This window comes from Variovorax sp. dw_954, assembly GCF_018449755.1.
Lineage (GTDB): Bacteria > Pseudomonadota > Gammaproteobacteria > Burkholderiales > Burkholderiaceae_C > Variovorax.
The window spans coordinates 36,701-60,137 of the sequence record NZ_JAAVVD010000007.1; the positions used below are offsets into that span (position 1 = coordinate 36,701).

Consider the following 23,437-nt stretch of genomic DNA (forward strand, 5'->3'; position numbering starts at 1 on the left):
GGGCTTAACCGGAACGCCTTGCCCGCATGCGCGTGTTGCCTCCCCACGAAGAGGGATGGGGACCACGCAGGCCATGGATAGAGTGGCTTGCGACGAATTCGAGAAACATTCAACGCGAGGAGGTAGACCCGATGTCAAACGTCTTCTGGGGAGTTCACACCGCCCTGCAGGCGGGCGCACCCGGCTCGGTCCTGATGATCGGGGACTCATGGTGGTGGTACCCGATCGACAACCTCGCGACCGAGATCGGCGCGTTGTTCGCGTCGGAGAGCTTCGTCGTCATCGGTCGCAATGGCGCCGAGGCAGCGGAGTGGTCGCAAGGCATGCGCAAGACGATCAACCTGGGCTTCGACATGTACGCACGCGGTTGCAAGGTCCTGATGCTCAGCGGCGGCGGCAACGACGTTGCGGGGCAGGACGACTTCCTGCGCTTGCTCAACACCAATTGCAGCGCCGCGACCACGGTGAAAGATTGCTTCGCACTCGTTCAGCCCGACGCAGTGATCACCGGCATCATGAACGCGTACCGCGAGGTCATCGTGCGCTTCCGTGCGCACAACAAGACGGCACCCGTCGTCATGCATAACTACGACAACGCATGGCCGACAGGCCAGGGTTTCTTCGGCCCCGGCAAATGGCTCAAGGTGCCGATGGACATCGCCCAGGTGCCCGAGCAACTGCGGCGCGACGTGTTCAAGAGCCTGGTGAACAAGCTGCACCTGGCGCAAGTCGAACTGGCGAAGGAGGCTTCGCTGGGACCACTCGTCGCGGTCCTGACGGCGGGCGAACTGCCGGAGGCTCCCGGCTCGACCGACGAGCAGTGGTTGGCCAACGAACTGCACCCGACGCCGAAGGGCTTCAAGCGGATCGCGAAGAATCGCCTGCGCGATCCGCTCGACCAGTTCCTGCTGGGCTGACAGGAAGCGGCCTCAGGCGGCCGGCGCCGCGGCCGGAAACGACACGCTCACTTTCAAGCCGCCCAGCCGATCCGACTTCGCAAGCTCCACCGTGGCGCCGTGGCGCTGCGCAATCGCCTGCACGATCGCCAGGCCCAAGCCGCTGCCGCTGGCCTCGACGCCGGCCGCGCGGTAGAAGCGGTCGAAGGCGCGGTCGCGGTCCGCTTCCGGAATGCCGGGGCCGCTGTCTTCCACGCGCAGCACCGTTGTCCCATCGGCTTCCGACGCGATGCTCACGTCGACGCGTCCGTTCACCGGCGTGTACTTCACCGCGTTGTCGAGCAGGTTGCCGAGCAGGATGTGCAGCGCGGCAGGCTGGCCCTTCACCTGCGCGGGCACCGACGCGGCCAGTCCGACGTCGATGTCGCGCTGCTGCGCTTGCGGCAGCACGGCGGCGATGGCTTCGGCGACCAGGGTCTCCACGTCGATCGACTGGCGCGGGTCATCGGCCGGCGTCGTCGTCGTCTCTTGCCGCGCCAGCGCGAGCAACTGGCCAACGAGCCGGATCGAGCGGTCGATACCCTGTTGCAGGCGCACCGTGGCCTGCTCACGGCTGGCCTCGTCGCCGGCGCGGCGCAGCGACTCGGCCTGCAGCTTGAGCGCGGTGAGCGGTGAGCGCAGTTCATGCGCCGCGTCGGCCACGAAGTTCTTCTGCGCTTCGAAGGCGCCGCTGACGCGCCGGAACAGCAGGTTCAACTCTCGCACCAGCGGCCGCACCTCGTCGGGCAAGCCCTGCTCGGGCAGGGGCGAGAGGTCATCGTCGGCCCGGCCCGCGACCTCGCGCTGCATGCGCTTCACCGGCGCCAGCGAACGCGTGATGATCCAGCCGACCGCCAGCATCAACAACGGCGCCATCAGCGCCAGCGGCAGCGTCGCGCGCAGCGCCAGGCTCCTGGCGCGGGACTGGCGCGCGTCCATGTCCTGTGCGATCTGCACGGTCTGCAGCGGCGTCTGCAGCGAATAGACGCGGTAGCGCGTGCCGTCCACCGTCGCGTCGGAAAAACCCAGCACGGCCTGCGGCGGCAGCGCGGCGCGGGCGGACCGGAACACCTGCGTGCCGTCCGGTCCCCATATCTGCACGAAAACGTCGTAGCCTTCCTCGCCGTAGTCGCCATCGGCCGTGGTGCCGAGCATGGTGCTGCCGCGCAGCGTGTGGGCCATCTGCTGCAGGTGCAGGTCGAACAGCGCATCGGCATCGCGCAAGGCGCCGCGGTAGGTCGTGATGCCCAGGCCGAGCCCGGCCAGCAGGATCGACGCAAGCACGAAGCGCAGCAGCCGACCGCGCAGCGAGTGATGGGCGCCGCGCGTTGCGTTCATCATTCGCGCGGCACCATGTAGCCGAGGCCGCGCACGGTCTGGATGAGCCCCGCGCCGAGCTTCTTGCGCAGGCCGTGGATGTAGACCTCGACGGCATTGCTGCTGATGTCGTCCTTCCAGCTGTAGAGCTTTTCCTCCAGTTGCGCACGCGACAGCAGCACCCCGGGCCGCGCGATCAACGGCTCGATCACGGCCCATTCGCGCGCGGAGAGCGTCACCGGTTGGCCGTTGAGTGTGGCGACTTTCGTGGCAGGGTTGAGCGTCACGCCCTTGTGCGCGAAGACCGGCTCGCCATGGCCGGCGCGGCGGCGGATCAATGCGCGGATGCGGGCCAGCAACTCGGTCATGTCATAGGGCTTGACCACGTAGTCGTCGGCGCCCGCGTCGAGGCCGGCCACGCGGTCGCCGACCGCATCGCGCGCCGTGGCGATCAGCACCGGCACGCTGTCGCGCCGCGCGCGCAGGCTGCGCAACACATCAATGCCGTCGCGGCGCGGCAGGCCCAGGTCCAGCAGCATCAGGTCGTAGGTGTGGGCGCGCAGGGCGGTGTCGGCCATCTCGCCGTCGCGCACCCAGTCGACCGCATAGTTCTCGCTACGCAGCAGGTCGAGCAGCGCCTCGCCGATCATGGTGTCGTCTTCTACGAGCAGCAGGCGCATGGTGGTCCGGAATGTGGGAGGGGAGGCTCGATTGTCCTTTCGCCGCTTAAGCCGGGCTGAATCGACTCGCGAAGCCTGTAGCATCGCTCGTTTTGCCTCTGGCGCCCACGCCCTTTCCAGCCTGTCACCACGATGAAGCGTCAATGGGAAATCGACGCCCTCCGCGGGCTGATGCTCGTGCTGATGACGCTCACGCACCTGCCGTCGCGCCTGACCGATCCGCTGGGGCAGCCTTTCGGCTGGGTCTCGGCGGCCGAGGGATTCGTGCTGCTGTCGGCCTATGTGTCGGGCCTTGTCTACAGCCGCCTCGCGCAGCGCCAGGGCATCGCGGCGATGCGATGGGCCTTTGCGCGGCGGGCGTTGAAGGTGTGGCTGGCGCAGGCCGCGACCCTGTTGCTGCTGTTCACCGTGATTGCCGGCCTGGGCGTGCGCTTCGACCAGCCGGCCGTGACCGACCTCGTCTCGTACTACCTCGCGCAGCCACGCGACGCCTTCCTGAGCGGGCTGCTGCTGGTCTACGAGCCGCCGCTGCTCGACATCCTGCCGATGTACATCTTCTTCATGCTGTTGAGCCCCTGGGTGCTGGGCTACGCGTTGCGGCATGGCTGGGCGCTGGTGATGCTGGCGAGCGTCGCGCTATGGGCGATGGCGCAGTTCGGGCTCAGCGAGTGGGCCTACGGGCTCGCCGTGAGGGAGTTCGGGCTGTCGGTGCCGTACGAGGAAATGGGGTCGTTCAACACTTTCGCCTGGCAGTTCGTCTGGTTCACCGGCTTGTGGATCGGCATGGGGCGCCAGGCGCACGACGCCCGGCCGTTGCACTTCCCGTGGTGGGTGGTCGTGCCGTCCATCGCGGTGGCGGTGTACTGCTTCGCGTGGCGCCATTTCGGCGACGACGGGCAGGCGCCGTACGGCGGCGACGTGGCCATGAACCTGCTGTTCGACAAGTGGCAACTCGGGCCGTTCCGGGTCATCAACCTGGCGGCGCTCGGCGTGCTCGCGGTGCGCTTCGGCCCTGGCTTGATCGAGCGCTTGCCGCGACGCTGGCTGCGCCCGCTCGAAGCGATGGGCTCGGCCTCCTTGCCGGTGTTCTGTGCCCACCTGCTGGCGGTGCTGCTGACGCTCGCCTTCTATGGCAGCAACCAGTTGGCCCGGCCGGCGTGGGGCGACGCGGTGCTGATCGCCGTGGTGTTCGCGTGGCTGTACGCCGTGGCGCGCGTCACGCTCTGGTGGGAGCGGCGAAGTTCCTGAAGATGGGAGCGGGCAGCCGAACGCAGAAGTCGCAAAGGGTTCGCAGAAGTCGCCGCCTGCTCCCGGATTCAGGGCGGCAACAGGTGCGGCGCAACCACCGACTGCCAGATGCGGTAGCCGGCGTCGTTCATGTGCAGCATGTCGGCGCGAAACAGTTCCACGCGCGGTTGCCCGTCGGCGCCGAGCATCGGCGTGAAGGTGTCGATGTATTCGCTGTTGGCCTGGGTTCGGAGGTACGCCGCCACGATGTCGTTGGTCTCGCGCATCTTCGGCAGCAGCGTCGCACGCGAGGGGCTCGGCTTGACCGAGATGAAGCTGATGCGCGCACCCGGAAGCTCGGCGCGCACGGCGGCCATGAAGCGCGCAAGGCTCGTCATCACCTGCAATGGCGATTGCCCTTCGGCCAAGTCGTTGTCGCCCGCATAGACCACCACCTGGCGCGGCTTGTGGCGCACCACCAGTTCGCGCGCCAGCAGGCTGCAGTCGGCCATGGTGGAGCCGCCGAAGCCGCGGTTGAGGATCGCGGGCTGCGCGGGAAAGTCGGCCGCCAGGTGCGTCCAGAAGCGGATCGTGGAACTGCCCACGAACACCACGCCATCGGCCGCTGGCGGGTGTTCGCGGTCAGCTTGGGCGAAGGCCGACAGCTCGCTTTGCCAGCGAGCGCGCGCCGAGGCTTCGGCAGTCGTGGCAGTGGCTGTGGCGGGCGCTTCCTGCGCCTGCACAAGCTGCGCGGCCAACGCGCCGCACAGCGCCAGTGCGACCAGGACTGCGCGGGGCGCGCAGTGCGCGCCGGCCGACATGCGGGAGATGCTTGTGTTCACGGACGCTCAGAGAGTCTTTTCAATCAACGGCCCATGGAACAGCACCGGCCCCGTCGGACCGCGCTCGCTCGGCACGCCGCCGCGCGGCTCGAGGCTGATGGCCAGAGCCGGGATGGCGCGCAGGTTGGCTTCGGTGGCCGTGAGCTTCAAGGCCGGCCCGTCGCCCAGCACGCCCAGCGAGCGCGGCGCACCACCCGGCGGCAACGCCCAGAGCTGCAGGGACTTGTCCGCGCCGGGTTGATAGCTGCCGAGGCGCTGCAGCACCAGCTGGTTGCGCTTCGGGTCGAAGGTCACGAGCATCGATGCGGTGGCCTTGTCGTCGGCCAGAACGGCCACGTACTGCACCGCGGGCGTGGTCTGCAGTTGCCGCTGCAAGTCGAGGCCGGCGACCACCGCGATGATGGTGGCGAGCGCGCCCGCCAGGCTTGCGCCGCGCCACAGCGCGAGGCTGCGCAGCCAGCCGCCAGCGGGCGCGGAAGGTGCCGGTGCTGCGGCGCGCTGGCGTGCGATGGCTTCGCTTTCCCGCTCCGCCTCGATCAGGTTGTGGATGCGCGTCCACACGACGGCATCCGGCACCACCGATGGTTGCAGTTCGGCCATGCCGGCGAGCCGGTCCTGCCACATCAGCGCGGCCGCGCGCACCGGCGCCTGCGTGCGCGCCATGGCTTCGAAGCGGCGACGGGCGCCGCCGCGAAGCGTGCCCACGGCATAGTTCGCGGCCAGCAGGTCCAGCAGTTCGGGATGGGCGGCGATGTTCATGTGCAGCCCTCGTTCACGCGATGCGCGCCATGCAGTTGCGCAGCTTCTCGAGGCCGCGCCGGATCCAGGTCTTGACGGTGCCCAGCGGCAGCTTGAGTTGCTCGGCCAGTTCGCCATGCGTCAGGTCGCGCAGGTAGGCCAGGCTCACCACTTCGCGCTGTCGCCCTTCGAGCTGGCCCAGGCATTGGTGCAGCGCCCAGGCCTGTTCGCTGGCGTCGGCCAGGTCCTGCGGCGTCGGCGCGTCGGAGGCCATCGTCTCGGCCATGGTCTCGTCGAACTCGTCGGTGACCTTGCTGCGGTCGGCCGTGCGCTTGCGCAGCATGTCGAGCGCGCGGCTGCGCACGATCAAACCCATCCAGGCCATGGGCGGACTCAGCGAGGCACGGTAATCGACCGCCACGCGCCAGATCGTCAGGAAAGTCTCCTGCAGCACGTCCTCTGCCCATTCGCGCTGGCGGACCACGCGCATGGCCAGGCCAAACAGCCGCGGCGACACGCGCTCGTAGAGCTGGCGCAGCGCCGCTTCGTCGTGCAGGCCGACGCGGTCGATCAGTGCCATCAGTTCGGCATCCGGGCTCGCAGGGGTCATCGGTGGATTGTGGAGCATGGCGCCGCATGCCATGGATACGGCCCTGATCCCCCTGCAGATTCAGAGGCGGCCGTGAATCCGATTGCCTCGCGCGTGCGTAGTTCACATGGGTGGCCGCGAACACGACGCAAAACAACGGCGGCGCGCTCGTGCCAGTCACCACTTTTCTCAACATGAAGGACTCGATCATGCAACTCCGCACCCTCCTGCCTCTGGTGGCCGCCGTCAGCCTCGCCGCCTGCGCCGGCATGGGCGCCAAGCCCGCGATGTATTCCCAGGCCATGCTGCCCGATGCCGTCAAGGTGCCCGCCGGCCACGCGGTGGCGATGGAAACCGTCGGCGCCGGCGACATCACCTACGAATGCCGCGTGAAGGCGAGCATGCCCGGCGAGCACGAATGGGTCTTCGTCGGCCCGGATGCGAAGCTGATGGATCGCATGGGCGCCCAGGTCGGCAAGTACTACGGCCCGCCGGCCACGTGGGAAGCCATGGACGGCTCGAAAGTGACCGCCACCCAGGTCGCCGTGGCGCCGAACGGCACGGGCAACATTCCCCACCAGCTGGTCAAGGCCAACCCGGCGACGGGTACCGGCAGGATGCAGGGCGTGAGCTACATCCAGCGCGTGGCGACGCAAGGCGGCGTGGCGCCCGCAATGCCGTGCGCGGGCGGCAACATGGGTGAGAAGCAGGTGGTGAAGTACCAGGCGGACTACATCTTCTATCGCGCGATGTAGGGCCAGTTCGGACGGGTTGCCGCTCGTTCGAAACCCGAACGACTTCGCCTGCTTATGGATCTCCGGCCGAGGCCTCCGAGCGATGCGTCACCCGGCGGTCTGTTTCGCGTCGAGCTGGTAGGCGCGCATGGCCGTCCCGCGGAAAAGCGCATCGCGTTCATCCGGCGAATAGCCGGCCGCCAGACGCTTGAAGGCGTTCCATAGCACGGGGTAGCTGCACATGCCCTTGTCCACCGGGAAGTTGCTTTCGAACATGCAGCGCGCCGGCGTGAAGGAATCGATGCAGGCTTCGACATAGGGGCGCCATGCGGACGCAAGCTCTTCCGACGGCACAGGTGTCTCGGCAGAGGCGAAAGGAAAGCCGGTGCGGGGCATGCCCAGCCCGCCGAGCTTGACGGCGACGTTGCCGTGCCGCGCCAGTTCCGCCATTCCCGCCCGCCAGACCTCGAACACCTCTGCACGCCGGCCCTTGAAAGGGCCGATTCCAAGGGGGCCACCGACGTGATTCAGCACGATCTGAACCTCGGGGCAATCGCGCGCGAGCTGGGCCACGTCGGCCAGTTGCGTGTGGTAGACCCACACGTCCAGGCTCAGGCCCAGGCGGGCCAGGACCTTGACGCCTTGCTGGAAGAGGGGGTCCAGCAGCAATCCTTGCGGTGGCCCGTCGGCGGGTCCGCTGAGCGCGGCATCGTCGCTCCAGGCGGCACGGCTGCGAATGCCGCGAAACCGGCCCTTGCCAGCCTCGGCATGGGCGTCCAGCACCTCCTCGACTTCCGGGCCGAGCAGCAGGTCGGCCCATGCCACGATGCCCGCGCACAAGCGCACGCCCCGGCCGTCCGCGCGCTCGGCTTGCGCCGCGGCGAACTCGGTTTCGCCAACGGGTCGCAGGTGCGCTGGACCGCCAGCCCGGTAGCGTGCCTTGCCTTCCACCAGGATCGTCGCCTCGACGGCGTGGCCGGTCGCGATGTCGGCCATCAGGTCGTCCGCGTGGTAGGGCGCGGACTCCTCGTCCCAGAAGTGGTGATGCGCGTCGACGATGCGCTGTTCCGGCTGCAGCACGGCCTCCTGCCGAAGCGCCAGCCACTCCGGGCGGATCTGCGGGAAGTTGCTCTTCTTGTATTGGGGATCGAATTTTTCCATGTCGCGCGATCAGGCCTCTGCGGTGAGGGGAGCTTCCGTGGGCGGGTTCGGCAGCGGCCTGCGCCGGAGCCATAGCGCCTTCGACGTCCCCACGATGCCTTCGCGGAACATTAGCACGCAGGCCATGAAGATGAGCCCCATGATGAGCGTGACCCACGATCCCAGCCCGGCCAGGTGGTGCTCGAGGGACACCACCACCACGGCACCGACGAAGGGCCCGAAGATCGTGCCCAATCCGCCCACCAGCGTCATCAGCACGGCTTCTCCGGAAGTCGCCCAGTGCACGTCGGTCAAGGTCACGAGCTGGAACACCAGCGTCTTCGTGGCGCCGGCCAGGCCCGCCAGCCCGGCCGACAGGACGAAGGTCACGAGCTTGTAGCGTTGCACGTCGTAGCCGAGCGAAATGGCACGGGGCTCGTTCTCGCGAATCGCCTTGAGCACCTGGCCGAAGGGCGAATGCACGATGCGGTACACGGCGAAGAAGCCGAACAGGAAGATCGCGAGCACGAAGTAGTACATCGCGAACATGTTGTCCAGGTCGATGAAGCCCAGCAGATGCCCGCGCGGGATGCCCTGCATGCCGTCTTCGGCCCCGGTGAACGGCGCCTGCACGCAGATGAAGTAGACCATCTGCGCCAGCGCCAGGGTCACCATCGAGAAGTAGATGCCTTCGCGCCGGATGGCGAGCCGGCCGACCACCAGCCCGAGCAGCGCGGCCGCCAAGGTGCCCGCGAGGATGCCAAGCTCGGGCGGGAAGCCCAGGCTCTTCACCGCGTAGCCGGTCACGTAGGCGGCGCTGCCCAGGAACGCCGCATGTCCGAACGACATCAGGCCGGCAAACCCGAAGAGCAGGTTGAACGCCATGGCGAAGAGCGCGAAGCAGTAGATCTTCATCATGAAGACCGGGTACACCGCGAGCGGCGCGAGCAGGCCCAGAGCCAGCAGCGCGAGCAGCACCGGGGTTCGCAGGTGGGCGCCGGCAGTCGGGACGGCAGGTGTTGTCGGTAGGGTCACGTCGATTCACTCACTTCTGCTGGCCGAACAGGCCGGAGGGTCGGAACATCAGCACCACGGCCATGATCACGAAGATCACGACATTCGATGCGGGCGGGTAGTACACGCGGGTCAGGCCTTCGACCACGCCCAGCGTGAGCCCGGTCACGATCGATCCCAGGATCGATCCCATGCCACCGACCACCACCACGGCGAACACCACCACGACGATGTCGGCGCCCATCAGCGGGCTGACCTGCATCACGGGCGCGGCCAGCACGCCGGCGAATGCGGCCAGCGCCGCGCCGAAGCCATAGGTCATCGTCACGATGAGCGGCAGGTTGATGCCGAAGGCCTGCACCATGCCCGGGTTCTCCGTGCCGGCGCGCAGGTAGGCGCCCAGCCGCGTGCGCTCGATGCCGTACCAGGTCGCGAGGCACACTGCCATCGATGCGAAGACCACCCAGGCACGGTAGTTCGGCAGCCGCATGAAGCCGACGTTAGTCGCGCCCTGCAGCAGCGCAGGCGGGCTGTAGGCCAGGCCCGTCACGCCATAGGAATTGCTGGCCAGGCTCTGCACGACCTGGGCCATGCCGAAGGTCAGCAGCAGGCCGTAGATCGGGTCGAGCTTGCGCAGGCGGCGGATCATGGTCCGCTCGCACAGGATGCCGAAGTAGCCGACCACGAGCGGTGCGACAAGCAATGACGCCCAGTAGTTCAGCCCGAGGTAGTTCAGCCCCATCCACGTGACCAGCGCACCCATCATGTAGAGCGCGCCATGGGCGAAGTTCACGACGTTGAGCAGGCCGAAGATGATGGCCAGGCCGAGGCTGAGGATGGCGTAGAACGAGCCGTTGACCAGCCCGATGAACACCTGTCCCAGCAAGGCCTGGTGAGGAACGCCGAAGATGTCCATGGTGGGTGTCGCTTACTTCTTGACCAGGCCGCAGGTGCTCTTCGACAGCGGCTGGAAGGCCTGCGCCGCGGGGATGGTGGCGAGCACGTTGTAGTAGTCCCAGGGCTTCTTCGATTCGGACGGCTTCTTGACCTGGACGAGCCGCATGTCGTAGATCAGGCGCCCGTCTTCGCGAAGCGAACCGTTGCGCGCATAGAAGTCGTTCAGCGGCGTCTCCTTCATCTTCTTCATGACCGCGGCGGTGTCGTCGGTGCCGGCGGCCTGGACCGAGCGCAGGTAGTTCGTCACCGACGAATAGACGCCCGCATGGACGGAGTCCGGCATCTTCCTGGTCTTCGCGAAGAAGCGTTCCGAGAACTTGCGCGTGTCGGCATCGGTGTCCCAGTAGAAGGCCTCGTTCAGGATCAGGCCCTGCGCTGCCTCCAGCCCGAGGCTGTGGATCTCGGGCAGGAAGGTCACGAGTGCCGCGACCTTCTGCTGCTTCGTCAGCCCGAATTCGTTGATGGCCTTGACTGCGTTCACGGTGTCCGCGCCCGACGCGATGAGTCCGATCACCTTGGCCTTGGAGGCTTGCGCCTGCAGCACGTAGGACGAGAAGTCCGGCGTGTTCAGCGGGAAGCGCACGCTGCCGACCACCTTGCCGCCCGCGGCCTTCACCGCTTCGATGCCATCCTTCTCGACGCTCTGGCCGCCCGCGTTGTCGAGCGTCACGAAGAACCAGGTGTCGCCGCCCTGCTTGGCGATCGCGTCGACCATGCTGTACGACTGCGAATAGCTGTCCCACGACGTATGCACGGTGTTGGCATTGCAGCTGTCGTTGGTGACGCGGGAGGTGCCCGACCCGTTCACGAACGCGATCTTGTTCTTCTGTCGGGCAATCTCCATCACGGCCAGCGAGATCGGCGAGCTGACCAGGTCGAAGATGGCATCGACCTGCCGTGTGTCGAACCATTGGCGCGCCGTGTTGGCGGCCAGGTCGGGCTTGTTCTGGTGGTCGGCGGAGATCACTTCGACCGGCGTGCCCAGCACCTTGCCGCCGAAGTCCTCCACCGCCATCTGGGCCGCGGTCACGGAGCCCGGCCCGGCGAGGTCCGAGTAGACGCCGGACATGTCGGTGAGCACGCCGATGCGCACCACGCCGTCCGACACCTTCGATGCCGGTTGCGCATGGAGCGCACAGGCCAGGGAGGCAGCGGTCAGGCCTATCGCGAGGGAACGCAGGGGATTCGATTTCATGTTGGATATCTCCGTGTCTCGGTTGTGGATCGCTAGGGATTCGGGTGGCTCAAACGCCCAGCCACTGGTGCAGTTCATCGGCGCGCTGCGCCACTTCGGTCTTGTCCAGCACGGCTTTCACGCGGCCGTGCTCGATGAAGTAGTGCCGGTCCGCCAGGCCGGCGGCAAAGCGGAAGTTCTGCTCGACCAGCACGATCGTGAAGCCGCGCTCCTTCAGCAACCGCAGCACGCGGCCGAGCGACTGCACGATGACCGGCGCCAGCCCTTCGGTGATCTCGTCGAGCAGCAGCAGGTTGGCGCCGGTGCGCAGGATCCGGGCGAGCGCCAGCATCTGCTGCTCGCCGCCGGACAGCCGCGTTCCGGGGCTGTGGCGACGTTCCAGCAGGTTCGGGAACATCTGGTAGATCTCCGCGGTGCTCATGCCGCCGTCCTGCAGCACCGGCGGCAGCAGCAGGTTCTCCTCGGTCGACAGCGACGCGAAGATGGCCCGCTCCTCGGGGCAGTAGCCCACGCCCAGCGGGGCCATGCGGTGCGGCGCCATGGCGATGGTCTCGGTGCCGTTGATCACGATGGAGCCGCGCCGTTCGCCCACCATGCCCATGATGGATTTCAGCGTGCTGCTGCGGCCCGCGCCGTTGCGGCCCAGCAGCGTGACCAGTTCGCCGCGGCGCACTTCGAGGTCGACGCCGTGCAACACGTGCGATTCGCCGTACCAGGCATGCAGGCCGCGGATGAGCAGGGGGACGGCGGCGTCCTGCCGTGAGGTCGGCTTAGACATCTTCCGTGACTCCCACATACGCTTCCAGGACCTGCGGATTGCGCGACACGACGTCGTACGGCCCCTCGGCCAGCACGGAGCCGCGTTGCATCACGGTGATGGTGTCCGACAGCGTCGACACCACGCCCAGGTTGTGTTCCACCATCACGATGGTCCGGCTCGCCGCAACCTTGCGGATCAGTTCGGTGACGGTGTCGATGTCCTCATGGCCCATGCCGGCGGTGGGCTCGTCGAGCAGCATCAGTTCGGGGTCCATCGCCAGGGTGGTGGCGATCTCCAGCGCGCGCTTGCGGCCGTAGGCCAGGTTGACCGTGGCGGCGTTGGCGAAGCTGGCCAGGTCCACGTCCTCGAGCAGCTGCATCGCAGCCGCATCGAGCTTGCGCAGGCATTGCTCGGAACGCCAGAACTGGGTCGCCAGGCCGGCCTTGCGCTGCAGCGCGACGCGCACGTTCTCGAGCACCGTCAGCCTGGGGAACACGGCCGAGATCTGGAAGGAGCGCACGATGCCCTGGCGTGCGATCTGGCCCGCGTTGTCCTTCGTGATGTCCTTGCCGTTGAAGTGAATGGTGCCGCTGCTGGGCGGCAGGAACTTCGTCAGCAGGTTGAACAGCGTGGTCTTGCCGGCGCCGTTCGGGCCGATGACGGCGTGGATCGTGCCGCGCCTGACGCGCAGGGCCACGTCACTCACCGCGGCGAATCCCTTGAACTGCTTGCACAGTCCCTTCGTCTCGAGGATCAGGTCGTCCATGGCTTTAGCGAAGGGCGACTGTTGTTGGACGCGAGTAGCAGGGCTGGGGCCTTGCAGGCAGGCTGTATCGCATGGGTGTGTCTCCGTTCGTTCTCCAGCCGGTTTGCACTGGTGGGGAAAGTGTGAAATCGCCTCGCGCTGCTCGCAACCGATAGCTGATATGCGCGAATCGCAGCGTGATGGCCGGTTCAATCGGGGCCATCAACCAAAAGGAGATACCCATGATTCGCTACCTCAAGCGCGGACGCGACGTCCAGGCCCGCGCAGACGACGACGCCAAGGTCCGCGGCACCGTCGAGACCATCATTCGCGACATCGAGACGCGCGGCGACGAGGCCGTGCGCGAGTACAGCAGGAAGTTCGACAACTGGGATCCGGCCGACTTCAGGCTGTCGCAGGCGAACATCGAGAAGGCGATCAACAGCCTGTCGGCACGCGAACTCGAGGACATCCGCTTCGCTCAAAAGCAGGTGCGCAACTTCGCGCAGATCCAGCGCAACTCGATGCTCGACGTCGAAGTCGAGACCCGCCCCGGCGTCTTCCTCGGGCACCGGCACATACCGATCAATGCGGTCGGCTGCTACATCCCCGGCGGCAAGTACCCGCTGCTCGCGTCGGCGCACATGAGCGTGCTCACGGCCAAGGTCGCCGGCGTGAAGCGCGTGGTGGCAACGGCGCCGCCGTTCCACGGCGAACCGCATCCGGCGATCGTGGCAGCGATGCACCTTGCGGGCGCCGACGAGATCCTGGTGCTCGGCGGCGTGCAGGCGGTCGTCGCCATGGCCGTCGGCACGCCCAGCATCGCGCCGGTCGACATGCTGGTCGGCCCGGGAAACATGTTCGTGGCCGAGGCCAAGCGGCAGCTTTTCGGCCGGGTCGGCATCGACCTGTTCGCAGGCCCGACGGAGACCCTGGTGATTGCCGATGACTCGGTCGACGGCGAAATCTGCGCGGTCGACCTGCTGGGTCAGGCCGAGCACGGACTGACCACGCCGGCCGTGCTGCTGACCACCAGCGAAGCCCTGGCCCACGCCACCATGGCCGAGATCGAGCGGCAGTTGAAGATCCTGCCGACGGCCGAGATCGCCGCGAAGAGCTGGGCCGACTTCGGCGAGGTCATCGTCTGCGACTCCGACGCGGAAATGCTTCAGAAGGCCGACGAACTCGCGTCGGAGCATGTGCAGGTCATGACCCGCGACCCGGATTACTTCCTGAACAACATGACCAACTACGGCGCGTTGTTCCTCGGCCCGCGCACCAACGTCGCCTTCGGCGACAAGGTGATCGGCACCAACCACACGCTGCCCACCAACAAGGCGGCGCGCTACACCGGTGGCCTGTGGGTCGGCAAGTTCCTCAAGACCTGCACCTTTCAGCGCGTGGTGACGGACGAGGCCAGCGCCACCATCGGCGAATACTGCTCGCGCCTGTGCCACATGGAGAACTTCGCAGGTCATGGCGAGCAGGCCAACATCCGCGTGCGCCGATACGGCACGCGCGCCGAGGTTCCGTGGTACGAACCGGTTCCGGCGCTGGAGGCATGACGGCCATGCGGGCCTTGCCGAGCTTCGGCGGCTTCCGGCTCGAAGGCAAGCGCGCGCTGGTCACCGGCGCTGGCCGCGGCCTGGGGCTGGCCGCCGCTTCTGCGCTCGCCCACGCGGGCGCGGAGGTCACGCTGGCTGCGCGCTCGCAGGCCGAGCTTGAGGCTGGCTGTGCGGCCATTCGCGACCAGGGCTGTGTCGCTGAATTCATCGTGCTCGACGTGACCGATTCCGAAGCGGTTGCCAAGGAGATCGGCTCGCGCCCGCCCTTCCATGTCCTCGTCAACAACGCGGGCATGAACCGGCCCAAGCTGCTCGTGGACACGCAGGACGAGGATATCGACGCGGTGTTCGCGCTCAACGTCAAGGCCACGTTCTACATGTCCCGCGAAGTCGCGCGTTCGCTGCAGGCCGCGGGGGAGGCGGGCTCGATCATCAACGTCTCGTCGCAGATGGGCCATGTGGGCAGCCCGCGCCGCACGTTGTACTGCGCGACCAAGCACGCGGTCGAGGGCATGAGCAAGGCGCTGGCGTGGGAGCTGGGGCCGTCCGGCATCCGCGTCAACACGCTGTGCCCGACCTTCATCGAGACGGCCCTCACCGCGCCGATGTTCGAGGACGCCACGTTCCGCCAGTTCGTGGTCGATCGGATCGCGCTCGGTCGACTCGGACGTATCGACGAGGTCATGGGCCCGATCGTGTTCCTAGCCAGCGACGCGTCCAGCCTCATGACGGGCAGCGCCCTGATGCTGGACGGCGGGTGGACGGCGGCCTGACGCATATCAGGTATCGACACACCGCTGCAGACAACTGCAGATACTCATTCAAGCAAGTGCGATAGCGCACGGATGCGCTCATCCAAACGGAGACAAGCAAAGACATGAAACACCTCAAGACCGCCATTGCCTCGGCAATGCTTCTGCTCGCCACGGTGGCGCACGGCCAGGCGTATCCGAACAAGACCATCAAGCTCATCGTGCCGTATTCGCCGGGCGGTGCGGCGGACCTCTCCGCGCGTTGGCTGGCCGAGGGGCTGACGCAGCAATTCAAGTACACGATCATCGTCGAGAACCACCCGGGCGCTGCCGGCAACATCGGCACGCGCGCAGTGGCCGCCGCCAAGCCCGACGGCTACACGCTGCTGCTGGGCTATGACGGCACCCTGACCATCAACCCCTCGGTGTATCCCAACGTCGGCTTCGACACGCTGAAGGACTTCGTGCCCGTCAGCAAGATCGCCGATTCCACGCTGCTGCTGGTCGCCAACAACAACCTGCCGGCGAAGGACGTGAAGGAGATGATCGCGCTCGCCAAGGCCAAGCCGGGCTATCTCGACTACGCCACTACGGGTGTGGGCAGCACGCCTCATGCGGCGGGCGAGATGATGAACATCCAGTACGGCATCGACCTGCGCCACATTCCCTATGCGGGCGGCGCGCCGGCGATGACGGCCGTCATGGGCGACCACGTCAAGATGGTCTACACGGCGGTGGCAACCGCGTATCCCTTCGTGGTGTCGGGCAAGGTGAAGGCGCTGGGCGTTTCCGCCCCCAAGCGAGCCGCCGCGCTGCCGAACGTGCCCACCTTCAGCGAATCCGGCGTGCCGGGCTTCGACCTCAACTCTTGGTTCGGCATCCTGGCGCCGGCCGGCACGCCCAAGCAGATCGTCGACCAGTTGCAGGGCGCCATCAAGACCGTGGTCGAGACGCCGTCCTACCGGGACCGCTACATTGCCGCCGGACTGGAGCCCGTGGGCAATACATCCGAGCAGTTCACAGGCCAGATCAAGGCCGACCTGACGCGCTGGGATGCCATCGTCAAGAAGGCGAAGATCAGCGCCAACTGAGAACTCGCAGGATCCGCTTTCAATGCGGATCCTGCGGCGCTTCAACCTTCCGGATGCGTGCTGCGGCGCGCAGCGGCGAAGGCCATCAAGCGCTCATCGCGCCAGGCGCGGCGCGATTCCAGGTCCCCATGTCCAAGATGCACGCGGCGCTGGGCCTCCACCTGCTTGATCAAGGTTTCATCCCACGGCTGTTCGTGCTGGCGTGACGCCGCGATGCGCTGATAGAGCGGCCCCAGCCGCACGGCGTAGTCGGCCACGCCGCCGGGCGCATTCAGGTCGATGGTCTCGAAGGGGCCCATGAAGGACCAGCGCCAGCCCAGGCCGTCGCGCACCGTCTTGTCGATGTCTTCGCAGCTCGCGACGCCTTCGTCGACCAGCGCCCAGGCTTCGCGCAACAGCACGGCCTGGAGGCGATTCAACACGAAACCCTCGACCTCCTTGCGCACATGCACCACCGTCTGGCCCACCGCCTTCATCAGCGCCTCGGCGAATTCGACGGTGGCAGCGGAGGTCTCTGGCGAAGGCACCAGTTCGACCACCGGCACCAGGTACGGCGGGTTGACCGGGTGCACGATGAGGATGCGCGGCGAGAGCGACAGCCCCAGCGCGAACGCCGATCCGGGGATGCCCGAAGTGGAGCTGCCCACGATCAGGTCGGGCGAGGCGATCGCGTCGAGGTCGATCATCAATTGCCGTTTCACGTCCACGCGTTCCAGCACGGATTCCTGCACGTAGGCAACGCCTTCGACGGCCTCGGCCAGTGTCGATGCCGTGGTGATGCGAGACAGGATGACAGCCGGGTCCTCCGCGATCAGGCCGTGGCGATGCAGCCCGGCCAGTTGCCCCTCGATGAGCGGAATCGATTTGCGGGTGATCTCCGGATTGGCATCGAACACCTTCACGTTCAGGCCGGCGCGAGCGTAGACCACGGCCCATCCTGCGCCCACGAGGCCGGCACCGACGATGGCGACCGTGTCGCTGGCGCCGAGTTGCATGTCTTTCATTTCGTTTGCTCCTGTGAGTTGTGTCTATCGAGTCATGACCGAAGGCAGTTTGCCCAGGCACCTGCGGCTACCTCGGAGAGACCAAGGCCCGAGACCCTGCGTGACCTGTCGGTCAAAAAAAGAGAAGCCCCCGAACAGCCGCAAGCGTTGGACGCTGTGCGGCTGATGAGGGGTGTGATCGGCCAGGTCGCAACCTGGCCGGCCGGGAGTGCAAGGCTCCCGCTCTATGAGAAAGCAGGGCCGCACGGCTTCATGCAGCGACCGCCTTGACACCCTTGTCCGCCGCTGCCTTCGATTCCGGCCCGCTGAGGCGCTTCCAGTCCCCACTCTTCGGCGCTTCCAGCCCGAGGTGGCCGCGCAGCGTGGTGGTCTCGTATTCGGTACGTACCAGGCCGCGGCGCTGCAGTTCGGGCACCACCATGCGCACGAAGTCCTCGTAGCTGCCGGGCATGTGGGTGGGCGACAGCACGAAGCCGTCGCAACCGCCCTCGGTGAACCACTTCTCCATCTCGTCGGCCACGGTCTTCGGTGACCCGATGAACACGTTGAACTCGTTCACCCGGGCGCGTTTGGAGAAGTCCACGAAGTCGCGCACCGACGGATTCTTCTTGCCCGACAGCGTGACGACGCGGTCGCGGAAGGTCTGCCAGCCCGAGATGGCGGCCATGTCCTCATCGGAGAAGGGCTCGTCCATGTCGCGGGTGGCGAAGTCGGTGTTGAGCACTTCGCAGATCAGCGCCAGGCCGTCGATGGGTTGGGCCAGCGAATCGATGTACTCGAATTTCTTGCGGGCGATCTCGTCGGTCTCGCCGACCACCACGTGGCAGGCGGTCGCGATGCGCACCTTGGCCGGGTCGCGGCCGGCCTCGGCGATGGCGCCCTTCATCTCGGCGTACTGCTTCCTGGCCATGGCCAGGTTGGGATAGACCACGAAGATCAGCTCGCCCCAGCGCGCCGCGAAGGCGCGGCCGCGGCCGCTCTGCCCGGCCTGGATCAGCACCGGCTGACCTTGCACCGAGCGCGGCACGGTGAACGGCCCGCGCGAATTGAAGAAGTCGCCGCGATGGTCGAGGCGCTTGACCTTGTCGGGGTGCGCGAACTCGCCGGTCTCCTTGTCGTTGACCAGCGCGCCCTCCTGCCAGGTGTCCCAGTGGCCCAGCGTGGTCTCCAGGAACTCGTCGGCGCGGTCGTAGCGCAGGTCGTGTTCCAGGTGCTCCGCGTGGCCGAAGTTGGCGGCTTCCGAATCGTTGAGCGAAGTGACCACGTTCCATGCAGCGCGTCCTTTGCTCATGAGGTCGAAGGTCGCGAAGGTGCGGGCCACGTGGTACGGCTCGTAGTAGGTGGTGGAGTAGGTTGCGCCCAGGCCGAGCCGGGTGGTCACCGCGGCCATGGCCGACAGCACCACCAGCGGGTCGAGCTTGATCGCACGCACGCCGGCCGCCACCGTCTGCGCATGGTCGCCGGAGTAGATGTCGGGCATGGCCAGCCGGTCGTCGAAGAAAGCCATGTCGAACATGCCCTGTTCCAGCACGCGCGCGATGTTCTGGTAGTACTCGGGCGTGAGGTAGGCGGGGTCGGTGGCGACATGGCGCCAACTGCCGGGGTAGGTCGAACAGTTCTGCGCCTGCATGAAACCGATGAGGCTGATCTTGCGGTCTTGGGTCATTGGGTTGTCTCCTTGGTAGTCGATGGGCGGCGCTTCAGTCGGGGATGTCGACTTCGAGCAACGGCGCGTGTTGCTGCGCGCCGTAGACGTCGCTGTCGCCGAAGGCGCCGGCCGGGATCAAACGGGGCAGCGTCGCCTTGAAGGCGCGTGCCGGGGCATAGGGCATGAACAGCACCTGCGACTCCTCCACGCGGTAGAGCCTGGCGAACAGCGCGGCATTGAGGATGCCGGTGGACTGCACCCGCTCGAACAGTTCGTCGGAGCCGAAGATGACGTCGATGGTCAGCTCGAAGGGGCCGGCGTTCTTGCTCTTGCAGACGCTGGCGAGGTCTCGGATGCGGGTCATGCTTGCATGCCTTTCACGTGGGCGTGTTCGATCGGGAACAGGTGGTAGGGGTCTTCCGCGTCGACGATGTGATAGACGCTGAACTCGTAGGACGCGCCCAGTTCCACGTCGGCCGGCGAGAAGGGGATGCCCATGTTTCCTTCCTTGCACAAGCGCCCCGGAAAGTCGGCATGCAGGATGGTGGTGCGCGAGATGGCGATCACCGCATTCGCCACTTCCTGCGTCGGCGCCATCGCCTCCAGAATGAAGCTGAGCTCATGAGCCGTGGTGGTGGTGACCGTCTCGCGCTCGCCCATCACGCCGTTGAGGCCGTAGCAGCGGATCGCCAGCTTGTAGCCGCCTTCGGGCACGCCGAAGTTGCGGGTCTTCTCGTCGACGATCGCACGCACCCGCACCAGGTAGTCGTCGATGTCGCGGATCAGCACCGGATCGCGGGTGGCGCACATGGCGATGGCGCGATAGCCGACACGCTCGACGCCTTCCATCTTGATGGTGTAGACGTCCGCTGGCTTCCATTGCATGCCGCTGACCCGCACGATGCGGTCAGTCAGTTGCTCGAACTTGCAGGCGGAGGTGTCCAGCATGCCGCCGGGTTCGTGGTGGTGGATCGCGCTGGGGTTCTCGTGCAGCGCGAAATTGGCCACCGACAGGCGGGTGCAGGCCTGCTCAGGATTGGTCGGCTCCAGGTCCACATGGTCCTCGAACACGCGTGCCAGCAGGCAGCCGTCGCGCTTGGGCGCGGCCGGCTCGGCGCCGCATTCGAGCATCTTGCCGGCGTACCAGGCCACGGCCGGCGGAAGGCCGCCGCGCAGCACGCCGGCGGCCCAGGGGGCGGGGTCGGTGCTGCGCCCGGCCAGGATGACCTGGGCGCCGTCGTCCAGCGCACGGATGTAGGGCTCTGGGCCCATCAGGCCCACGATGCGCTCGGCGCGGTCGACCTGTTCGTCCGTCAGCGGCGGGCGCTTGGAGGCGGACTTCACCTTGCCGTCTGCCAGTTGGCGCTTGATGAATCCGGGGTCTTGTTCGGCATGGATCAGCGCGAGCTTGAAGTCGAGCTTTTCCTCGCGGGCGATTTCCCGCACCAGTTCGGCCATGAACTGCAGGTGCGGTTCGCCACCGGCGCCGCCCGCCGTGCTGATCAATACCGGGATGCCGCGTGGAACGGCCGCCAGCAGCATCAGTCGGGTGTCCCGCTTGATGGACAGGCGTGAGCAGAAGGCCTTGCCTGCCCCGAGGTAGTAGGGACCGGGATCGGTGCTGCCGGCGTCCGCGCCGATGAGGTCGGGGTCGCGGGCCATGCCGGCCTGCAACGCGGATTCGGGGAAGCCGTAGCCGAGGATGGAAGTCACCGACAGCAGTCGGACTTCCTTCGGTAAATTCGTGTCTCTCGTTGTGTTCATGGCTCGAAGTTCTTGTATGGGAGCGGCAACTATCTGTCGATGGGGTGGGGCGCGACAACGGATAACAGGTATGCGTCCGATGCCGAAAATCGCCCGCAGGCCCTACCATGCGGGCCAGGACCAACACCCGAAGGCCGCAATGGACCTGCGCCAACTCCGCTACTTCATCGCCATCGCCTCCGCCGAGAGCCTGTCGCGGGCATCGGTCTCTGTCGGCGTCACGCAGTCGGCGCTGACCCGGCAACTGCAACTGCTGGAGGAGGAGTTGGGGCTGCCCTTGTTGCGCCGCACCGGGCATGGGGTCACGCTGACCGAGGCCGGGGAGCGCTTCCTCGGCTCGGCCACCGACATCGTGGATCGCGCGGACGTCGCCGTGCGCGACATGCAGGCCTTGCGCAAGACCACTGCGGGCAGCGTGGTGCTGGGCATCCCGCCGATGCTGGCGGAGACGCTGCTGGTGCCGCTCGTGGCGCGCTTCAGGCAGGACTTCCCGGAGGTGTCGCTGCGCGTGCGCGACGCCATCAGCGGCTACGTCCTCGAATGGCTGATCACCGGCCAGGTCGATGTGGCGGTGGTCTACAACGCGCCCAAGCGGGCCAAGCTGGCGCTGGAGACGCTGTTCGAGGACGAGCTGATGCTGGTCGGCGCCGCCGGGCAGGGCGCGCTGCAGTCGGACGAGCCCATCGACCTGGCCGAGGCCTTGAAGTTGCCGCTGGTGCTGCCCAGTCCCCTGCACGGCCTGCGAGACGTGATCGATTCGGCGGCGGCGCTGATCTCGGTGCAACCGAACATCGCGTTGGAGGTCGAGGGCATCCATTCCCTCATCCGCTTCGCCGAGGAAGGCTATGCGTACACCTTCCTGCCCTTCGGTTCGGTGTCGTACCACGTGTCGCAAGGCTTGCTGGGTGCGCGACCCATCGTCAACCCGACCGTGCCCAGCGTGCTGTCGGTGGCCATGTCGACCAAACGGCCCGCGACCAAGGCCATGAAGCAGTTGTTCCGCTACATCCGCGAGGACGTCGACCGCCTGCTGGAGACCGAGGTCTGGCAGCTTCGCAAGCCGCCATCGGAGCCGCCCGCGACCGATCCGCGATAACTGCTATGCGCTTCTCTTTCGGGGGCTGCTCCTAGACTTTCCAGGACCGATCCCCTGGAGACAAGACATGAGCACAACGCAACAAGACCCCACCGCCAAGAGCTTCCGACACGCCCTCGGCTGCTTCCCGACCGGCGTCGCCGTCATCACCACGTCCGATGCGCAGGACCAGCCCGTCGGACTGACCTGCAACTCCTTCAGCTCCGTTTCGCTGGACCCGCCGCTGGTGCTCTGGAGCCTGCGCAACAACAGCAAGTCGATCGACATCTTCCGGCAGACCGAGCAGTTCACGATCAACGTGCTGTCGCACCGGCAGGACGGCTTGTCCGGTCGTTTCGCGAGCAGCAGCAAGACCATGGCCCAGAAGTTCGAAGGCGTGCCTTATGCCGCGGGTTGGGGCGGCTCGCCGGTGCTCGCCGATTGCATCGCGAATTTCCAGTGCAGCGTGTTCGCCCGGCACGAGGCCGGGGACCACGTCGTCTTCATCGGGCAGGTGCAGGATTTCGAGCAGAGCAGCGACGAGGATGCGCTGGTCTTCTACAAGGGCGCCTACATGATGCTGGCTCAGTCGCTGCGGGCGCTTGCGGTCAAGAGCAACGATTCAGAGGCGGAACTGGTGCAGGCGCGTGCGGCCGTGCATGTCAGCCTGGTTCGGCTGGCCTGCGAAGCCGCGCAGCCGGCGGACTTCGAGGCCATCGAGCAGAACCTTCGTGCGCTGGACCTCTACGCCGCGGATGGCGACATGGTGCATCGAACGGAGGCTGCCATCACCTTCTTCAAGCAACTGACGACGGCGGCGCACAACGAGATGCTGGCCGTGGTTGCGCAGTCGCTGACCACCATCCTCGAGTACACGGTGTCGGAGCACCTCGCCCGTTCGCAAGCGCCAACCATCTATCTGCCGGCCCTGACGCCATTGCGCTGGCAGGTGTTGTCATGCCTGCGCGCGCGGGATGCGGATGGCGCTGCTGCAGCCATGTCGGAATACTTCGGATTGGTGGCCTCGTCGCGGGCGGCGGCGGCGATGGCGCTCAGCACGGTGGACGCGTAGTCGCTGGGGCGGTCCAGTCGGAACGTCCACCTGGGTACCTGAAGCGACTGTTCGCGCACGCTTCGGAGTCCGCCCGGCATGCGGTGCGCACCGGGCGGCTTCACTGTGCCGGCCGCTTCGCGGCTCCCCTGCAGTGCTCGCGTTCGGCGGGGTCCACATGAACTCGCTTCGCTCAAACAGCATGTGGCCCTGATCCGCCAAACGCTGCGCGCTTCGGCGGCACAGAGGCGGCGCCCAGCGCGCACCGCATGCCGGGCTCCAGGGGTGTTTGTTCGTACAAATCCAATGTATGACTGCTCCTTCGCGTGCCAACGGAATGAAGCGTTCGAGCGCAGCAGGTGAAGGGTGCCTGCGCAACGTATCGGTCATGGCAGAGAGCACGCTGCTGGACAGCAATTCGGTCCCTCGCCGCACGCATCGACCGACAACCTGAACTGATGATGGCGTGTCCCGATCGCAAAAACTCCAGTTAAAGCGACCCCTTTGAGAGAGGCAACGCAACAAGACATTCTCGATACGACTGGCGATCGGAAGTCTGACATATCCCGCCGCTCTCCGACTTGCCCCTTCTTGTCGTTCTAAGCGTTCAACCA

General features: G+C 66.7%; 23 protein-coding genes. 8 read left to right on the plus strand and 15 right to left on the minus strand.

Annotated features, from left to right (window positions below; all coding sequences use genetic code 11):
• Nucleotides 1-131: 131 nt before the first annotated feature.
• Entirely contained in the window at nucleotides 132-917 is a 786-nt protein-coding gene (locus HB681_RS13055; RefSeq protein ID WP_213955260.1) for a GDSL-type esterase/lipase family protein, read from the plus strand.
• A gap of 12 nt (nucleotides 918-929) precedes the next feature.
• On the opposite strand, the gene HB681_RS13060 is transcribed toward HB681_RS13055, so the two are convergent.
• Together HB681_RS13060 and HB681_RS13065 are read right to left on the minus strand one after the other, a co-directional pair.
• Nucleotides 930-2,276, minus strand: a complete 1,347-nt coding sequence (locus HB681_RS13060) for an ATP-binding protein (RefSeq protein ID WP_213955261.1) — start codon at nucleotides 2,274-2,276, stop codon at nucleotides 930-932.
• On the minus strand, nucleotides 2,273-2,932 hold the full coding sequence (locus HB681_RS13065) for a response regulator (protein ID WP_213955262.1): 660 nt from the start codon (nucleotides 2,930-2,932) through the stop codon (nucleotides 2,273-2,275). Before HB681_RS13065 ends, HB681_RS13060 begins: the two co-directional genes overlap by 4 nt.
• A 132-nt stretch (nucleotides 2,933-3,064) precedes the next feature.
• On the opposite strand from HB681_RS13065, the gene opgC reads away from it, so the two are divergent.
• A complete protein-coding gene (opgC, locus tag HB681_RS13070; protein WP_213955263.1) occupies nucleotides 3,065-4,180 on the plus strand; it encodes an OpgC domain-containing protein in 1,116 nt (371 codons plus the stop codon).
• Between the two features lie 68 nt (nucleotides 4,181-4,248).
• On the opposite strand, the gene HB681_RS13075 is transcribed toward opgC, so the two are convergent.
• The 3 genes from HB681_RS13075 to HB681_RS13085 are packed head-to-tail and all read right to left on the minus strand — an operon-like array spanning nucleotide 4,249 to nucleotide 6,349.
• Nucleotides 4,249-5,001, minus strand: a complete 753-nt coding sequence (locus tag HB681_RS13075; RefSeq protein WP_345944670.1) for an SGNH/GDSL hydrolase family protein — start codon at nucleotides 4,999-5,001, stop codon at nucleotides 4,249-4,251.
• 6 nt (nucleotides 5,002-5,007) lie between these two features.
• A complete protein-coding gene (locus tag HB681_RS13080; protein WP_213955264.1) occupies nucleotides 5,008-5,760 on the minus strand; it encodes an anti-sigma factor in 753 nt (250 codons plus the stop codon).
• A 13-nt stretch (nucleotides 5,761-5,773) separates the two neighbouring features.
• Nucleotides 5,774-6,349, minus strand: a complete 576-nt coding sequence (locus HB681_RS13085) for a sigma-70 family RNA polymerase sigma factor (RefSeq protein WP_213955265.1) — start codon at nucleotides 6,347-6,349, stop codon at nucleotides 5,774-5,776.
• 188 nt (nucleotides 6,350-6,537) lie between these two features.
• On the opposite strand from HB681_RS13085, the gene HB681_RS13090 reads away from it, so the two are divergent.
• Complete coding sequence (locus HB681_RS13090; protein ID WP_213955266.1) at nucleotides 6,538-7,083, plus strand: DUF3455 domain-containing protein; 546 nt, start codon at nucleotides 6,538-6,540, stop codon at nucleotides 7,081-7,083.
• Between the two features lie 87 nt (nucleotides 7,084-7,170).
• Here HB681_RS13090 and HB681_RS13095 read toward each other — a convergent pair whose 3' ends face one another.
• Genes HB681_RS13095 through HB681_RS13120 form a run of 6 tightly spaced genes read right to left on the minus strand, consistent with a single transcriptional unit; the run spans nucleotide 7,171 to nucleotide 12,894 of the window.
• A complete protein-coding gene (locus tag HB681_RS13095; RefSeq protein WP_213955267.1) occupies nucleotides 7,171-8,223 on the minus strand; it encodes an amidohydrolase family protein in 1,053 nt (350 codons plus the stop codon).
• Nucleotides 8,224-8,232: 9 nt separating this feature from the next.
• Complete coding sequence (locus tag HB681_RS13100; protein WP_256734937.1) at nucleotides 8,233-9,192, minus strand: branched-chain amino acid ABC transporter permease; 960 nt, start codon at nucleotides 9,190-9,192, stop codon at nucleotides 8,233-8,235.
• 55 nt (nucleotides 9,193-9,247) lie between these two features.
• Nucleotides 9,248-10,132 (minus strand): branched-chain amino acid ABC transporter permease, encoded by an 885-nt coding sequence (locus HB681_RS13105; protein WP_213955268.1) that lies wholly within the window; start codon nucleotides 10,130-10,132, stop codon nucleotides 9,248-9,250.
• Nucleotides 10,133-10,144: 12 nt separating this feature from the next.
• Complete coding sequence (locus tag HB681_RS13110) at nucleotides 10,145-11,368, minus strand: ABC transporter substrate-binding protein (protein ID WP_213955269.1); 1,224 nt, start codon at nucleotides 11,366-11,368, stop codon at nucleotides 10,145-10,147.
• A gap of 49 nt (nucleotides 11,369-11,417) precedes the next feature.
• Nucleotides 11,418-12,146: an ABC transporter ATP-binding protein gene (locus HB681_RS13115; RefSeq protein ID WP_213955270.1), complete on the minus strand. Its 729-nt coding sequence runs from the start codon at nucleotides 12,144-12,146 to the stop codon at nucleotides 11,418-11,420.
• Nucleotides 12,139-12,894: an ABC transporter ATP-binding protein gene (locus HB681_RS13120; RefSeq protein ID WP_213955271.1), complete on the minus strand. Its 756-nt coding sequence runs from the start codon at nucleotides 12,892-12,894 to the stop codon at nucleotides 12,139-12,141. The genes HB681_RS13115 and HB681_RS13120 overlap by 8 nt, the downstream gene beginning before the upstream one ends.
• Nucleotides 12,895-13,115: 221 nt before the next feature.
• Here HB681_RS13120 and hisD point away from each other — a divergent pair, with 221 nt between their 5' ends.
• From hisD to HB681_RS13135, 3 genes are all read left to right on the plus strand, one after another.
• A complete protein-coding gene (gene hisD, locus HB681_RS13125) occupies nucleotides 13,116-14,438 on the plus strand; it encodes a histidinol dehydrogenase (protein ID WP_213955272.1) in 1,323 nt (440 codons plus the stop codon).
• A gap of 5 nt (nucleotides 14,439-14,443) precedes the next feature.
• A complete protein-coding gene (locus HB681_RS13130) occupies nucleotides 14,444-15,211 on the plus strand; it encodes an SDR family oxidoreductase (protein WP_213955468.1) in 768 nt (255 codons plus the stop codon).
• Between the two features lie 104 nt (nucleotides 15,212-15,315).
• Complete coding sequence (locus HB681_RS13135; protein WP_213955273.1) at nucleotides 15,316-16,281, plus strand: tripartite tricarboxylate transporter substrate binding protein; 966 nt, start codon at nucleotides 15,316-15,318, stop codon at nucleotides 16,279-16,281.
• A 41-nt stretch (nucleotides 16,282-16,322) separates the two neighbouring features.
• Here the strand turns inward: HB681_RS13135 and HB681_RS13140 are convergent, their stop codons facing one another.
• From HB681_RS13140 to HB681_RS13155, 4 genes are all read right to left on the minus strand, one after another.
• Nucleotides 16,323-17,285, minus strand: a complete 963-nt coding sequence (locus HB681_RS13140) for a 3-hydroxyacyl-CoA dehydrogenase (RefSeq protein ID WP_256734930.1) — start codon at nucleotides 17,283-17,285, stop codon at nucleotides 16,323-16,325.
• Between the two features lie 250 nt (nucleotides 17,286-17,535).
• Entirely contained in the window at nucleotides 17,536-18,951 is a 1,416-nt protein-coding gene (locus HB681_RS13145) for an LLM class flavin-dependent oxidoreductase (RefSeq protein WP_213955274.1), read from the minus strand.
• Nucleotides 18,952-18,985: 34 nt separating this feature from the next.
• Nucleotides 18,986-19,297 carry a DUF4387 domain-containing protein gene (locus HB681_RS13150; protein ID WP_213955275.1) on the minus strand — a complete coding sequence of 104 codons (312 nt, stop codon included), beginning with the start codon at nucleotides 19,295-19,297 and terminating at the stop codon, nucleotides 18,986-18,988.
• Complete coding sequence (locus HB681_RS13155) at nucleotides 19,294-20,697, minus strand: acyclic terpene utilization AtuA family protein (RefSeq protein ID WP_213955276.1); 1,404 nt, start codon at nucleotides 20,695-20,697, stop codon at nucleotides 19,294-19,296. Before HB681_RS13155 ends, HB681_RS13150 begins: the two co-directional genes overlap by 4 nt.
• Before the next feature lie 79 nt (nucleotides 20,698-20,776).
• Here HB681_RS13155 and HB681_RS13160 point away from each other — a divergent pair, with 79 nt between their 5' ends.
• Together HB681_RS13160 and HB681_RS13165 are read left to right on the plus strand one after the other, a co-directional pair.
• Complete coding sequence (locus HB681_RS13160) at nucleotides 20,777-21,793, plus strand: LysR substrate-binding domain-containing protein (RefSeq protein WP_213955277.1); 1,017 nt, start codon at nucleotides 20,777-20,779, stop codon at nucleotides 21,791-21,793.
• A gap of 67 nt (nucleotides 21,794-21,860) precedes the next feature.
• Nucleotides 21,861-22,844, plus strand: a complete 984-nt coding sequence (locus HB681_RS13165; RefSeq protein ID WP_213955278.1) for a flavin reductase — start codon at nucleotides 21,861-21,863, stop codon at nucleotides 22,842-22,844.
• Nucleotides 22,845-23,437 lie beyond the last annotated feature (593 nt).